Origin of the sequence: Streptomyces sp. MBT65 (assembly GCF_016612545.1) — a bacterium.
Classification (GTDB): Bacteria; Actinomycetota; Actinomycetes; order Streptomycetales; family Streptomycetaceae; genus Streptomyces.
Genome location: NZ_JAENRY010000090.1, coordinates 22,288 through 36,315, shown reverse-complemented (window position 1 = coordinate 36,315; position 14,028 = coordinate 22,288). Strand labels below are relative to the sequence as shown.

Sequence of the window (14,028 nt, the reverse complement as noted above, 5' to 3'; positions counted from 1 at the left end):
CCCGTCTGGAGCGGCATTCGAGAAGCTCGGGCGGAGCGAGGGCGCGTTGCCCGACGCCAACGGACGTCACCGGCGCGGACGCGGAGACATCGGCCGGGCCGGTGTCTCGTACGGAGCCGTCGGCGCAGCCTGGTGTCAGCCCCGGACAGCGGTCAGCGCGGTGTCGAGGAGGTCGTCGATCGGCTGGGTGCCGCCGGCCCGCGCCCACTCGTCGACGGCGACGTTCAGACAGGCCAGGGCGGAGGAGACGATCGCGCGGGCCCGCAGTTCCCGGGTGCGGGTCGGCCCCCGCAGCCGTCGGACGATGTTCGGGAGCAGCGCCTCCGCCCAGCGCGCGCGCTTGTTCAGCAGCGACGGCCTCAACGCGGGAGTCGCGTCGAGCATCCTTGCCACCGAGACGTTGCTGTCCGCGTGGGCGGTGAGCTCGTCGAGGTGGGGCTGCATGGCGTGGCGCAGCGCGGTCCAGGCGTCCTCGTCGAGGGGGCATGCCGCGAGGGCTTCGGCGAGTCTGTCGCCGATCTCGTCCATGTGGCCGACGACCATGTCCTCCTTGGTCGGGAAGTAGCGGAACACACTGCGTCCCGACATGCCGACCGCGGCGGCGATCTGATCGACCGTCGTCTGCTCGAAACCGTTCGCCACGAACAGCGTCATCGCGGTCTCGGCGATCTGCGCCCGCACTGCGCGCCGGGTCATCTCCCGCAACCCCGGCTTCGCCCTCACTGTGTCGACCATGCGTCCAGAATAGCTGCCGCCGCCAAACATGTCAGTCAGTGACACCCTGGTTTATGGTTGACACATGTGTCGGGGTCGACCGAGCCCGCACATCAGCGAGCGACGACCTTGAGGAGTACGTCATGAAGGTGATCGTTGTCGGAACAGGAACGATCGGTACGGCCGTGCGCGGAACGCTCGTCGCACACGGCCACGAGGTCCTGTCGGTGGGCCGTACCTCCGGCGATCTCCAGGCGGACATCACCGACATGGGGAGCCTGCGGGCTCTCTTCGCCGAGGCCGCCGAGGCCGGGGGCTTCGACGCCGTGGCCAGCGCGGCCGGTGACGTGTTCCCGGCTCCGCTGGAGCAGTCCACGGACCAGCAGTGGGCCGACTCCGTCGCGGCCAAGGGAATGGGACAGATCAACCTCGTGCGGGCCGCTCTGCCCCACATCGCCGACCGGGGCTCGTTCACGCTGGTCTCCGGCGTGCTGACGGACGAGTTCACACAGGCCGCAACGATCGGCGCGACGGTGAACCACATGGTGGAGGGCTTCGTGAAAGCGTCCGCGACGGAACTCCCGCGCGGCCTGCGGATCAACTGCGTCAGCCCCACGGTGCTGACCGAGTCCGTGGCCTACCATCCCTACTTCCCCGGCTTCACCCCCGTACCGGCCGTCGAAGTCGCCCTTGCCTACCTGCGCGCCATCGCGAACCCCATCACCGGCCGCGTCCTCAAACTGCACAGGACCGACAGCTGATCGCCGCGCGAAGACGAAGACCGGGCGGCGGCACCTTCACCTCGAGTGGGAGACATACGACCCGGATGTCTCCACTGAGCCGGTGCATCAAAGGGACCGACCACAGACGTCCCGACACCTCGCACCTCACGCCTCACACCTCACACCTCGATGACGAGGCGTTCGACGAGGTCGTCGCGGAGGGTGAACCGGTAGTGCAGATCCACGACTCCGCCGGGGAAGTCGCCTTCGAGGCGCTGCGTGACAGTGCAGCGGGTCGCGTCGACGTACTGGGCCCCGGTGAGCCGGGTGGTGTAGGTGAATTCGGTCGCGGAGCGGTCCAGCCAGTCCGTGATCGCCGCGGTGCCCTCGTACGTGGTGCCGTCGTCGGTCACCGTGGCGTCGTCGGTGAACACCGAGACCGCGGTGGCGGTGTCGCGGGCGCTGTGCGCGCTCAGATAGCGGATGACCATCTCGGGCAGGGCGTCCGGGGCGATGGTCCGGTGCTGTTCGTCGTGCATGACACTCCTCGAATCGACGGCCGTTCAGGCCGGTTTGACGGTGTTTCAGACGGTCGGGACGGTGCCGAAGTCGATGACGTGCTCGGCCCCGACCATGGGCGAGGCCCGGTCGGAGACGAGGAAGGCGACCAACTCGGCGACTTCTTCAGGCTGGTTGGAGCGGCCGAGGGGAATGCCGCTCAGAGAGTCCGCGAGGCGGCCGAGGGCAACCTCCTTCGTCGCGCCCCCTTCCTCGGAGATCCGGGCGACGAGGCGATCGGGCCGCGGATGTCCGGACGGAGCCGGGCGAGACCGTGCTGATGCCGACGCCGTGCGAGGCCACCTCGTTGGCCAGCCCCTTGCGGTAGGTGCCGGGGCGGCCTCGGCGGCGGCGTAGGCCGAGGTTCCGTTCCAGAGCGGGGTGCGGCGCTGGATCGAGGTGACGTGCACGATCACGCCCTTGCCCGCAGCGATCATGCGCGGGAGCAGGGCAGGGTCCGGACGGACGGCGGCCAACCGGTTCATGTTCAGCTCTCGCGCCCGGCCCCCCTCGTCGAGCGCGACGAACCCTCCGGCGCGGGCGACGCCCTCGGCAGTGGACAGGTCCGCGGCGATGAACGTCTTGTCGTCGATCCCGTCGGGGCGGCTGCGCGGGGTGACGAGTACGGTCGCACCGGCCTGCGCGAGCAGACGGGCGACGGCGGCTCCGGTGCCCTTGGTGCCGCCGGTGACGAGAGCGCGTCCGCCTTCGAGAGATGCACTGGCGGATGGATCCATGCTGTATTCCGTTTCCGGGTGCGGGCACGCAAGACACCACCCCCCAGGCGACTGCTAAAATAGAAGCAACTGACTTCGACTTTAGCAGTAACTGAAGGGACGGTCGCCGTGGCAAGCCGGATCAGGCTGGAGGACCGGGAGTGCCCGCTGTCCACGACGGTGCAGCACGTCGGCGAGTGGTGGACGCTGCTGCTCCTCCACGACGCCTTCGACGGCTACACCCGCTTCGACCAGTTCCAGGAGAGCCTCGGCATCTCCTCCAGCATGCTCACCACCCGGCTGAAGACCCTCGTGGCGGACGGCCTCCTGGAACGCAGGCCCTACCAGGCCAACCCCGTCCGGCACGAGTACGTCCTGACCGAACTCGGCCACTCCCTGCGGCCGGTGATCGTCGCCCTGGCCTCGTGGGGCAACTCCCGCCTCGCACCGGCGGAACGCAGCATGATCCTCGTCGACGCAGACACCGGCGAGGAGGTCGAGCCCGTCGTCGTCGATGCTGCGACCGGCCGCCGGCTCGACGACAGCAGCGCGTACGTCTTCGCGGCCGGCCCCGCCGCGAGCGACGCCATGCGCCACCGCTACGCGACAAGTCCAGGAGCACCGACGGAAGGCGAATGACAGCGAGCAGCCGGTCCACGGCCGTCCGGCAGGGACGTCCACGGGAATCGCGAGATCCATCGGCGCCTCCGTTACCACCCCGGCGCATCCGAGCGGTCTCAGCTGAAATCGGCCGCGGTCGCAGATCCCGCTGCCGGGCATCAATCACCAACGCCCGCGCCGACAAAATGGGTGGCCCTGGTGATCGCTCCGAGTGCCGCGGACCAGCCGCCGTCGATCGCCCCGGTGCCGGTCGAGGACGTCACGATCGAGGACACCTGGCATGTGGCGGGCATGGCCGGCACCGGCAACAGCACCGTCGTCGCCGACGGGGTGACCGTGCCTGCCCACCGGACGCTCAACATGGGCAGTGTGCTGACCGGCGCGTACGCGACCCGCCACGAGGGCGAGCCCCGCAACGCCGTGGCGGTGGCCTCCATGCTCGCTCTCACCGTCGTCGCACCCATGCCGGGCATGGCCCGGGCCGCGCTGGATCTGACCCTCGCGACCGCGGCCCGCAAGCCGATGTCCCTGACGGTCTACGAGCGCCTCGCCGACTCACCGAGCGTCCAACTCGCCGTAGCCGACGCCGCTTCCCTCATCGACACGGCCCAGTTGCACGCCTACCGGGCCGCCGACGACCTCGCCCACGCGGCCGCCGAGGCCCGGCAGCTCACGGTCGCCGAGCGCGCCCGGATCCGCATGGACACCGCGGTCGCCGCGACCCGCAGCCGCGAGGCGGTGGACCGCCCGGTCTCCGTGTCCGGCGCGAGCACCTTCGCCCTGACCAACCCGCTCCAGCGCATCTGGCGCGACCTGGGCACCGCGTCACGCCACGGCGTGGTCAACCCCGATCTCGGCCGCGAGATCTACGGCCGCAGCCTGCTCGGCATCACCGAACAGCCCACGTTCATCATTTGACGCCTCGACCGCCCGGCCGCTGCCAGGGCGGCCGGGCTCGGCGGTGGTCGGGCTGCGCATGGGGCAGGGCACATCGCCGTACCCAAGTGCTTCAAATTGGGCCCGGCACTCAACGCGGACGGCTACTTCGTCGGCCGTATCAAAGGCCATCGGTACTGGGTCACCGACTCCAACTATCAGGCGATGTTCCTGACCACGAGGGAAGGGGTCGTGCTCGTCGACGCGCCTCCCACCATCGGGCACAACCTGCGGCGCGCCATCGACGAGGCGACCAGGGCCAACGGAAGGCCGGCGACGGTGACACACCTGGTCTACTCCCACTCCCACGCCGACCACATCGGCGCCTCGTCCCTCTTCGGCGAGAAGGTCATACGCGTCGGACACCGCAACACCCGCGAGTTGCTCCGCGTCGACGCCGATCCGAACCGTCCCGCCCCCACCGAGATCTTCGACCGTCACCATGTCCTGCAAGTGGGCGGAGAGCGCCTCGAGTTGACCTACCACGGCCCGAACCACTCGCCGGACAACATCTTCATCCACGCCCCCGACCACGACACACTGATGGTCGTCGACGTGCTCTTCCCGGGCTGGGTGCCCTTCGGGAACCTCGCGGTCTCGCAGAACATCCCGGGCTGGATCAACGCTCACGACGTGGCCATGTCGTACCCATGGAAAACCCTTGTCGGCGGTCACCTCGGCCGCCTCGGTGTCCGCGCCGACGGCGTGATCCAGAAGCAGTACGTCACGGACCTCGAAGACAGCGTTCGCGCCGCCATCAAGTCCCTGGACCCGACTCCCTGTTTCCAGAAGTACGGCGCCAGTAACAACTCTTGGGCCATTTTCAAGGCTTACCTCAACGCCGCCGCCCAGTTGGCCGCGACCCCGATCGCCGCCAAGTACACCGGCACTCTCGCCGCCGCCGACGTCTTCACGGTGGACAACGCCTACACGATGCTCGAGTCCCTGCGCATCGACGCGGGCGTCCTGGGCCCGTTCAGCACCCGCCCTTAGATACTCCGAAAAGCCGAAGAGGCACCTGCGTAACTCCCCCTACATATCGATCGTTATGCGTGCGCACATCGCCAACCCGCCCAGAAACAAGAGGACTTGCTCCATGCCTCACGGCAGCGCACTGCGCAGCGCGATCGCAACGCCCCGCACCACGCCTCTGATCGGCGTGTACGACATGTACTCGGCTTCGATCGCGGCCCAGCACTACGACGGCTTCTTCGTCTCGGGATTCGGATTCGCGGCGTCCTACTACGGTCTGCCGGACATCGGCTTCATCGCCTGGCCGGACATCGTGGCCTTCACGGAACGGCTCCGCTGGGCCTTCCCCGACCACCACCTGCTGGTGGACATCGACGACGGTTACGGCGACCCGGAGGTGGCCTGTCATGTCGTACGGCGTCTTGAGCAGGCCGGTGCCTCGGGGGTGATCCTGGAGGACCAGAAGCGGCCACGCCGGTGCGGCCATGTGGCGGGGAAGCAGCTCCTTCCGCTCGACGAGTATCTCGACAAGCTCGAACGGGTGCTGGACTGCCGGACCGAACTGACCGTCGTCGCGCGGACCGACGCCACCGACGACGCCGAGATCCTCACGCGCGCCAAGGCGCTCGCCGCCACCGACGCCGATGTGGTGCTGGTGGACGGCGTGCGCGACGTCGAGGCGATCCGCCGGATCCGCGACAGCATCGGCGACAAGCCCCTGCTGTTCAACCAGATCGCCGGCGGCCGCTCCCCCCGGTTGTCCCTGGGCGAGTTGGCGGAACTCGGGGTCGACGTGGCGATCTACAGCACCCCCTGTCTCTTCGCCGCGCACGAGGCGATGGACAGGGCCCTGACCGACCTCAAGGCGACGGACGGACGCCTCCCGGCCGGCGGGGACGACGGGATCGGCGTGCCGCAGTCCGTCGAACTGCTCACCCGCAACCTCCGTACCACGCAAGGCAGTCAGGGCGACTGACGGCACGAGGGCAGGGGGACGGGCCGGTGGTCGCCGCCTGGGCGGCCGCGCACGTCTGATATATCGCTGGTATGCGCACTGAATTCAACCCGGACCGGCTCGAACCGTTCGCGGTCTACCGTCTGCTCACCGCGACCGTCGTTCCGCGCCCCATCGCCTGGGTCTCGACCGTCTCCGCCGACGGCGTCGACAATCTCGCTCCCCACTCCTTCTTCACCGTCTCGTCGGTCGCGCCGCCCGTCGTCCAGTTCACCTCGGTCGGCCGCAAGGACTCGCTGCGCAATGTCGAGGCCACCGGGCAGTTCGTGGTCAACCTCGCCCCGGAGTCGCTCATCGACAAGGTGAACAAGACCGCCACGGACTTCCCGGACGGCATGAGCGAGTTCGACGCCGTGGGCGTGGAACGCGAGACCAGTGCGCGGGTGAAGGCACCGCGCGTCGCCCGCTCCCCCGTGGCGCTGGAATGCGAACTGCACAGCACGCTACGGCTGGGCAACTCCACCGTGGTCTTCGGACGGGTCGTCCATCTCGCGATCGACGAAGCGGTCCTGGTCGACGGCCATCCTGACGTCACGCGACTGCGCCCCCTGGCCCGACTGGGCAAGGACGAGTGGGGAACCCTCGGCGACGTTGTCGACCTGCGTCGCATCCGCTACGCCGACTGGCCGCCGTCGAGTTGAGGGACAGCTCGCGGAGTCGACCGATGCAAGACACTGGGCGGATGGAGCCGACGCCCCGCAAGAACCTGCGCGAAGAACAGAAGATCCTCACCCATCGCCGACTGCTCGACGCGGCCGTCACGATGTTCGCCGAGAAGCCGTTCCTCGACGCGCGGATGGAGGACATCGCCCAGGCCGCCGGGGTGACACGGGCCACGGTCTACCCCCACTTCCCCGGCAAGGCCGAGATCGTCGACGCCCTGGTGGAGCGGGTCTACGGCCTGATGGGCGAGGCGTACGCCGATCTGGCCGCGCTTCCGTGCTGGACCCGGGCCGACATCCGCACCTGGCTGGACGAGGCCGCGGCCCGCTGGCGCGAGATGGCACCGATCCGCCGCGTCGCCAACGCGGCGGCACCGGCCGCGCTCCGCAGCCTCGGTGAGGGACGGGTGCAGTACGTCGAGGCGCACGAGCGGTATGTCGCGATGCTGGTCGCTCCCCCGGAGCGCTGGCGGGGCGTCGATCCCGCGGAGGCCCGGCAACGGGCGTTGATGGCCGTACTGCAGACCGAGTCGTTCTTCTCCGCCTGGATCGCCGTCGAGTGGCCCTTGGAGACCGCCGACCCCCTGCACCTGCTGGCCGACTCCCTCTGCCATCTCCTCGCCCCCGCGCTGGAGAACGACAGCGCCATCGACTGACCGCACTGCGCCGACCGTCAACAAGGCTTGTCCCAAGGGCAGTTGTCTCGCGTCTCAAGGGCAGTTGTCCCTCGCCGCTCTGCGCACGAGAGACAACTGCCCTTGAAACAAAGGGTGTTGCTCAGCCGGTCGCCGCCACCTCCACCTCCTGCTCCGCCTCGCCGTGCGGCGCGCGGGCGCGGACGCCGATCGTGACGAAGGCGACGGCCGCGGCCACCAGCATGCCGATGCCGCCGACCAGGGCGCAGGTGTGCAGCGCGTCGGTGAAGCTCGCTCCGTAGGCGGCCAGGGCCTGGCCCGTCGCCTCGCCGGTGCCCAGGTGGAGGAAGGCGCCCGCCTGGATGCCGGCGCCGTTGACCATGCCGATGACCTGGCCTTGGTCGGCCGGGGCGAGACCGGACGCGGCGACGTGTGCGGGCAGCGTCTCCAGGGTGCGGTGGGTGAGGATGACGCCGAAGATGGCGGGGCCCAGGGCGCTGCCGATCTGGCGCAGTGCGCCGTTCGCGGCACCGCCGGTGCTGCCCAGGCGGCGCGGCAGGCTGTTCATCGCGATCGTGGTGATCGGGGCCATCGCCAGCGCGATGCCGATGCCGAACACCCCGATGACCAGGGCCGCTTCGCCGGTTCCGGTGCCGGCGTCGAAGAGGTTGACCAGGAGTGCCCCGATGCCGCCGACGAGCAGGCCGGTCACCAGCACGAGGCCGGGTGAGAACCGGTGCATCAGTCGGCCGACCACCGGACCGAGGACGACGGTGAAGCCGTTGAGCGCGATCAGGCGGACGCCGATGTCCCAGGTCGAGGCGTGGTGGACGAGGCCGAAGTACTCGCTGAGCGAGAAGACCAGACCGACCTGGGCGAACAGGGTGAGCGCCATGACGAACGCGGCCCCCGAGAACGCCGAGGACTTGAACAGCCGCATGTCCAACATCGGGCAGCGCGACCGCAGTTCGACCAGGACGAAGGCCGGCAGCGCGAGGGCGGCCACGACGAACGCGGTCACGACCTCCGCCGAGCCCCACCCCGGAGCGCCCCCGCCCTCGATGACGCCGTAGACGAGGGCGGTGATGGTGACGACGGCGAGGAGTTGGCCGGGGAGGTCGAGGTGGCGTTCGCGGTCCGAGCGGGAGTCGACCAGGGTGAAGGCGCCGACCAGGACCGTGACGGCGCCGATGGCGAGGGTGGGCAGGAAGATCCAGCGCCAGCTCGCGTGTTCGACGATCACGCCGTTGAAGAGCGGGCCGAGGGTCAGGCCGAGGCCGAGGGCGGCCGTCCACAGGGCTATCGCGGCGGCCCGCTTGCGGTGGTCGGGGCAGACGTGGCTGATCAGGCCGAGGGTCGCGGGGAGGAGGGCGGCGGTGCCGACTCCGGTGAGTGCCTGGCCGACGCAGACCTGGACGACGCCGTGCGCGGTGAGCGCGACGAGACAGCCGAGACAGGACAGGGCGAGCCCGATCAGGTACATCTTCTTGCGGCCGAAGAGATCACCGATGACACCGCAGGTCAGGAGCAGGGCGGCGGTCGGCAGGATGAAGGCGTCGGTGATCCACTGGAGCCCGGTGGTGGACGCGTCGAGCGCCTGCTGGATCACCGGGAGCGCGACGGACACACCGACGACCGGCAGGTAGGAGACGAAGACCCCCACACTGGCCAGCACGATGGTGGCGGTGGCGTGACGGGACGTGGCGTCCGGCGGCGGGGGCGGAGGCGAGACTTCGGAGACCAGGGTCGGCATGGCACCTCTAAACGTCGTCGTACAGGGGCGGGTTGACCGGGTGTGACCTGCGTGTGGCGTCGCGTGCGCGGCTACGGCGGGGGTGGCGGCGCCCCATTTCCTTTCCGGAAATCGCTTCGGACCGTATACCGGGGACCCGGTGCTGGAGATGCCGTTGGGACTGCAACCTAAGGTGAACAGCGGTGACGACACACTGCTCCGCCGGGCATGAACGCGCAGGTGGCGGGGTGTTCAGCCGGCCGAGACGTTGGCGGTGATCAGCCGGAGGAGCTGCTTGGCCAGGGCGTCCTGATCGGGGGTCAGGCCCATGGCGTCGCCGATGGCGAGGGGGACGGCGGCGGCCTGGTCGCGCATCCGCGCGCCGGTGTCGGTGAGGCGGATGGCGACCGAGCGTTCGTCGTCGCGCCGGCGTTCGCGGCGCAGCAGGCCGTTCGTCTCCAGCCGCTTCAGCAGCGGGGAGAGGGTGCTCGATTCCAGTTGGAGCGCGGTGCCCAGGTCTCGTACGGAGATCGAGTCCTGTTCCCAGAGGACGAGCATGACGAGGTACTGCGGGTAGGTCAGGCCGAGTTCTTCCAGCAGCGGGCGGTAGCGGGCGGTCACCGCGCGGGAGGCCGCGTACAGCGCGAAGCACAACTGGTCGTCGAGGAGCAGCGATCCCTCGGCCGGTTCCGCGGCGGCTGGGCTCATGGTGCGACTCCTCGCTCCGGTGCTGCTCCGGGCGCTCTCTTCAGGGCAATCACCACCTTATCGTTCAGGTCCGGCCTATTCTATCGAGCACGCTTAAGTTGTGCACGACTTAGTAGCGCGCTACTCTCCTTCTTGTGCCGCACCACCGGCCCGGAGCCGGTCGAAAGCCGTCTCAACCGGCCTGCGGCACGCGTTCCTCTGCGGCACCCGCTCCACCTACGGCATCCGTTCCGAAGGAGATCGTCATGACCGACAGCACCGCACCCCGTCCCGTCCTCGAACCCGCCGCCCAGGCGTTCGTCGAGGCGACCGCGAACCCGCCGTACCTCTTCGACCTCGCCCCGGCGGAGGGCCGCAAGGCCGTCGACGAGGTCCAGTCCGGCGACATAGAGAAGCCCGTGGTCGACGAGGAGTGGATCACCGTCTCCGGCGGGCCGACCGGCAGCGTCCGAGCCCGGATCGTGAAGCCCGAGGGTGCCTCCGGGCCCCTGCCCGTGATCATCTACATCCACGGCGCCGGCTGGGTCTTCGGCAACGCCCACACCCACGACCGCCTGGTGCGCGAACTCGCCGTCGGCGCGAACGCCGCCGTGGTCTTCCCCGAGTACGACCTCTCGCCCGAGGCCCGCTACCCGGTCGCGATCGAGCAGAACTACACCGTCGCCCAGTGGGTCGTACAGGAGGGCACGGCCAAGGGCCTCGACGCCGGCCGCATCGCCGTGGCCGGCGACTCGGTCGGCGGCAACATGACCGCCGCACTGACCCTCATGGCCAAGGAGCGCGGCGACGTCCCGCTCCTCCAGCAGGTGCTGTTCTACCCGGTCACCGACGCGAGCTTCGACACGGCCTCCTACCACCAGTTCGCCGAGGGCTACTTCCTGCGCCGCGACGGCATGCAGTGGTTCTGGGACCAGTACACGACCGACGAAACCGAACGCGCCCAGATCACCGCCTCCCCGCTCCGCGCCACCACCGAACAGCTCACCGGCCTGCCCCCGGCCCTCGTCATCACCGGCGAGGCCGACGTCCTGCGCGACGAGGGCGAGGCCTACGCCAACAAGCTCCGCGAAGCCGGCGTCCCCGTCACCGCCGTCCGCTTCCAGGGCATCATCCACGACTTCGTGATGCTCAACGCCCTACGCGAAACCCACGCCGCCCAGGCCGCCATCACCATGGCCACAGACACCCTGCGCAAGGCACTCGCGACCGGCTGATCCACCCGCCGCCTGCCCTCGACCACGCCCCGTACGGCAAACTCGCCCCCATGGACACCGACGCGTTCGTACGGACCCTCGACCGGGAGGGTGATCTGCTGGCCTCGGCCGCCGAAGTCGCGGGGGTCGGGGCCCAGGTGCCGACCTGTCCGGGGTGGCAGGTGCGGGATCTGCTGCGGCACACCGGGATGGTGCACCGCTGGGCGACCGGGTTCGTCGCCGAGGGGTACACCGCGCACCACCCCGACGGGGGTCTGCCGGATCTCGACGGGGCCGAGCTGGTGGCCTGGTTCCGGGCGGGGCACCGTTCACTCGTGGACGCCCTCGCCGCCGCCCCGCCCGCCCTGGAGTGCTGGCATTTCCTGCCCGCGCCGTCGCCGCTCGCGTTCTGGGCCCGTCGGCAGGCGCACGAGACGACCGTGCACCGGGTCGACGCCGAGGCGGCACGCGGGGGCGCGCCCGGCGACCTCGCCGCGGACTTCGCGGCCGACGGCATCGACGAGTTGCTCCGCGGATTCCACGCCCGCGGCCGGAGCAGGGTCCGCAGTGCGGAGCCCCGGGTGCTGCGGGTGCGCGCGACGGACGCGGACGACGCCGTGTGGACCGTACGACTGTCTCAGGAGCCGCCCGCCACCGAGCGGGGCGGCGCAGGGGAAGCCGACTGCGAACTGGCCGGTCCCGCCGGGCAGTTGTATCTCGCCCTGTGGAACCGTGCACCGTTTCCGACCGTCACCGGTGACCCGTCGGTCGCCGCGCTGTGGCGGGAGAGGTCGGCCGTCGTCTGGAGCTGACGGACCGTCAGCCGCTCAGCATCTTCGTCAACACCGCACGCTGCAACGGGAGTACCTCGCCGTGCAGCGTGCGTCCCTTGTCCGTGAGGGTCACGCGGACGCCCCGCCGGTCCTCCGCGCACATACCGCGCTCGACGAGACCGTCCTTCTCCAGCCGGGCGATCAGCCGGGACAGCGCGCTCTGACTGAGGTGGACCCGCTCGGAGATCTCCTGGACACGGAACGCGCAGGACTCGCCGGACAGCACGTCCAGCACCTCGAAGTCGCTTCCGCACAGGCCGTGTCGATGCAGAGCGCGGTCGAGTTCGCACTGTGTGCGGGCGTGCAGCGCCAGCATCTCCCGCCACTGGTCCACGAGCGCCTGCTCGGCCTTCTTCGCCGCCATGACAGCGCACCGTAGCAGAGAAACGAGTTTGTTGCATCGGAATTAAATGCTCTTGCATTCGATGCATGCGCATGTAGTCTCTGCCGCATGACCTCTCCGCTCTCCCCTCCCGCGGCCCCCGCCTCGGCGGTCCGCTGGACCCCCCGGCTGTGGGGCACCCTGCTGGTGCTCTGCGCCGCGATGTTCCTGGACGCGCTGGACGTGTCGATGGTCGGTGTCGCCCTGCCCTCCATCGGCTCCGAACTCGACCTCTCCACCTCGACGCTCCAATGGATCGTCAGCGGCTACATCCTGGGCTACGGCGGGCTGCTCCTCCTCGGCGGCCGGACCGCCGACCTGCTCGGCCGGCGGCAGGTCTTCCTGGTCGCCCTGGGTGTCTTCGCGGTGGCCTCGCTGCTCGGCGGCCTCGTCGACTCGGGCCCGCTGCTGATCGCCAGCCGCTTCATCAAGGGCCTCAGCGCGGCCTTCACCGCACCGGCCGGCCTGTCGATCATCACGACGACCTTCGCCGAGGGGCCGCTGCGCAACCGCGCCCTGTCCATCTACACCACCTGCGCCGCCACCGGCTTCTCGATGGGCCTGGTGCTCTCCGGCCTGCTCACGGAGGCCAGTTGGCGGCTGACCATGCTGCTGCCCGCGCCGATCGCCGTGCTCGCCCTCCTCGCCGGCCTGAAGCTGCTGCCGCGCAGCGAACGCGAGAAGGACCACAACGGCTACGACGTCCCGGGCGCGATCCTCGGAACCGCGTCGATGCTGCTCCTGGTGTTCACCGTCGTGCAGGCACCGGAGGCCGGCTGGGCCTCGGCCCGAACTCTTTTGTCCTTCCTGGCGGTTGCCGTCCTGCTGACCGTCTTCGTCTACGTCGAGCGGCGCTCCGCCGGGCCGTTGATCCGGCTCGGTGTGCTGCGCTCCGGCAACCAGATCCGCGCCCAGCTCGGCGCGATGGCCCTCTTCGGGTCGTACGTCGGCTTCCAGTTCCTGGTCACGCTGTACATGCAGCAACTGCTCGGCTGGTCGGCGTTGCACACGGCGCTCGCCTTCCTGCCGGCCGGCGTGATCGTGGCGGCGTCCTCGACGAAGATGGGGGCGATCGTCGACCGGTTCGGCACGCAGCCGCTGATCGTGGTGGGCTTCGCGCTGATGGTCGTGGGGTACGCCCTGTTCCTGCGGGTCAGTGTCGATCCCGGGTACGCGGCGATGATCCTGCCGTCGATGGTGCTGATCGGCGGGGCCTTCGCGCTGGTCTTCCCCTCGCTCAACATCCAGGCCACCAACGGGGTCGAGGACCACGAACAGGGCATGGTCTCCGGCCTGTTGAACACCTCGGTGCAGGTGGGCGGCGCGATCTTCCTGGCCGTCGTCACGGCCGTGGTCACCGCGCACGCGCCGGCGAACGCAACTCCGCAGGCGGTGCTGGACAGTTACCGGCCCGGGCTGGTCGTGGTGACGTTCATCGCGCTGGCCGGGCTGCTGATCACGCTGCCGGGGCTGCGCGGCCGGCGTGACCAACAGACCATCGTGGTCGCCAAGTCCACTGTGAAGGAGGCGGAGGCGGAGCGCGTGGCGCTGCGCGACTAGGGGGACGCCTCCCCGCGGGTGCGCCCGGCGGAGCCGATTGCTCCGTCGGGCGCACCCGTGTGAGACTTC

Annotated in this window: 15 protein-coding genes and 1 pseudogene; 10 read left to right on the top strand and 6 right to left on the bottom strand. The window is 69.8% G+C overall.

Going from position 1 to position 14,028, the window contains the following annotated elements:
• Positions 1-135 precede the first annotated feature (135 nt).
• Positions 136-735 (bottom strand): TetR/AcrR family transcriptional regulator, encoded by a 600-nt coding sequence (locus tag JHN63_RS21495; protein WP_200682742.1) that lies wholly within the window; start codon positions 733-735, stop codon positions 136-138.
• Positions 736-857: 122 nt separating this feature from the next.
• Between JHN63_RS21495 and JHN63_RS21490 the strand changes: the two genes are divergently transcribed.
• Positions 858-1,475 (top strand): short chain dehydrogenase, encoded by a 618-nt coding sequence (locus JHN63_RS21490; protein WP_200682741.1) that lies wholly within the window; start codon positions 858-860, stop codon positions 1,473-1,475.
• Positions 1,476-1,615: 140 nt separating this feature from the next.
• Here JHN63_RS21490 and JHN63_RS21485 read toward each other — a convergent pair whose 3' ends face one another.
• Positions 1,616-1,975, bottom strand: coding sequence for a nuclear transport factor 2 family protein (locus JHN63_RS21485; RefSeq protein WP_200682740.1), 360 nt, complete (start codon positions 1,973-1,975; stop codon positions 1,616-1,618).
• Between the two features lie 45 nt (positions 1,976-2,020).
• A pseudogene (locus JHN63_RS21480) lies at positions 2,021-2,731 on the bottom strand (SDR family oxidoreductase).
• Between the two features lie 108 nt (positions 2,732-2,839).
• On the opposite strand from JHN63_RS21480, the gene JHN63_RS21475 reads away from it, so the two are divergent.
• The 6 genes from JHN63_RS21475 to JHN63_RS21450 all read left to right on the top strand — a co-directional run bounded on the left by JHN63_RS21475 (position 2,840) and on the right by JHN63_RS21450 (position 7,572).
• Positions 2,840-3,349 carry a helix-turn-helix domain-containing protein gene (locus tag JHN63_RS21475; RefSeq protein WP_200682739.1) on the top strand — a complete coding sequence of 170 codons (510 nt, stop codon included), beginning with the start codon at positions 2,840-2,842 and terminating at the stop codon, positions 3,347-3,349.
• A 180-nt stretch (positions 3,350-3,529) separates the two neighbouring features.
• Positions 3,530-4,249: an acyl-CoA dehydrogenase family protein gene (locus JHN63_RS52860; protein ID WP_200682738.1), complete on the top strand. Its 720-nt coding sequence runs from the start codon at positions 3,530-3,532 to the stop codon at positions 4,247-4,249.
• 96 nt (positions 4,250-4,345) lie between these two features.
• Entirely contained in the window at positions 4,346-5,260 is a 915-nt protein-coding gene (locus JHN63_RS21465) for an MBL fold metallo-hydrolase (RefSeq protein WP_234477483.1), read from the top strand.
• Between the two features lie 103 nt (positions 5,261-5,363).
• The gene (locus tag JHN63_RS21460) at positions 5,364-6,215 is read left to right on the top strand and encodes an oxaloacetate decarboxylase (RefSeq protein ID WP_200682737.1); all 852 of its coding nucleotides are present in this window, start codon (positions 5,364-5,366) and stop codon (positions 6,213-6,215) included.
• A gap of 71 nt (positions 6,216-6,286) precedes the next feature.
• Positions 6,287-6,895: a flavin reductase family protein gene (locus tag JHN63_RS21455; protein ID WP_200682736.1), complete on the top strand. Its 609-nt coding sequence runs from the start codon at positions 6,287-6,289 to the stop codon at positions 6,893-6,895.
• A 41-nt stretch (positions 6,896-6,936) separates the two neighbouring features.
• A complete protein-coding gene (locus JHN63_RS21450) occupies positions 6,937-7,572 on the top strand; it encodes a TetR/AcrR family transcriptional regulator (RefSeq protein ID WP_200682735.1) in 636 nt (211 codons plus the stop codon).
• Positions 7,573-7,693: 121 nt separating this feature from the next.
• On the opposite strand, the gene JHN63_RS21445 is transcribed toward JHN63_RS21450, so the two are convergent.
• Complete coding sequence (locus tag JHN63_RS21445; protein WP_200682734.1) at positions 7,694-9,304, bottom strand: MFS transporter; 1,611 nt, start codon at positions 9,302-9,304, stop codon at positions 7,694-7,696.
• A gap of 231 nt (positions 9,305-9,535) precedes the next feature.
• A complete protein-coding gene (locus JHN63_RS21440; RefSeq protein WP_200682733.1) occupies positions 9,536-9,991 on the bottom strand; it encodes a MarR family winged helix-turn-helix transcriptional regulator in 456 nt (151 codons plus the stop codon).
• A gap of 245 nt (positions 9,992-10,236) precedes the next feature.
• Between JHN63_RS21440 and JHN63_RS21435 the strand changes: the two genes are divergently transcribed.
• Positions 10,237-11,205, top strand: a complete 969-nt coding sequence (locus JHN63_RS21435) for an alpha/beta hydrolase (protein WP_200682732.1) — start codon at positions 10,237-10,239, stop codon at positions 11,203-11,205.
• Positions 11,206-11,255: 50 nt separating this feature from the next.
• Positions 11,256-11,996 carry a maleylpyruvate isomerase family mycothiol-dependent enzyme gene (locus JHN63_RS21430; RefSeq protein WP_200682731.1) on the top strand — a complete coding sequence of 247 codons (741 nt, stop codon included), beginning with the start codon at positions 11,256-11,258 and terminating at the stop codon, positions 11,994-11,996.
• A 7-nt stretch (positions 11,997-12,003) separates the two neighbouring features.
• On the opposite strand, the gene JHN63_RS21425 is transcribed toward JHN63_RS21430, so the two are convergent.
• A complete protein-coding gene (locus tag JHN63_RS21425) occupies positions 12,004-12,381 on the bottom strand; it encodes a MarR family winged helix-turn-helix transcriptional regulator (protein ID WP_200682730.1) in 378 nt (125 codons plus the stop codon).
• Positions 12,382-12,468: 87 nt separating this feature from the next.
• On the opposite strand from JHN63_RS21425, the gene JHN63_RS21420 reads away from it, so the two are divergent.
• Complete coding sequence (locus tag JHN63_RS21420) at positions 12,469-13,959, top strand: MFS transporter (protein WP_200682729.1); 1,491 nt, start codon at positions 12,469-12,471, stop codon at positions 13,957-13,959.
• Positions 13,960-14,028 lie beyond the last annotated feature (69 nt).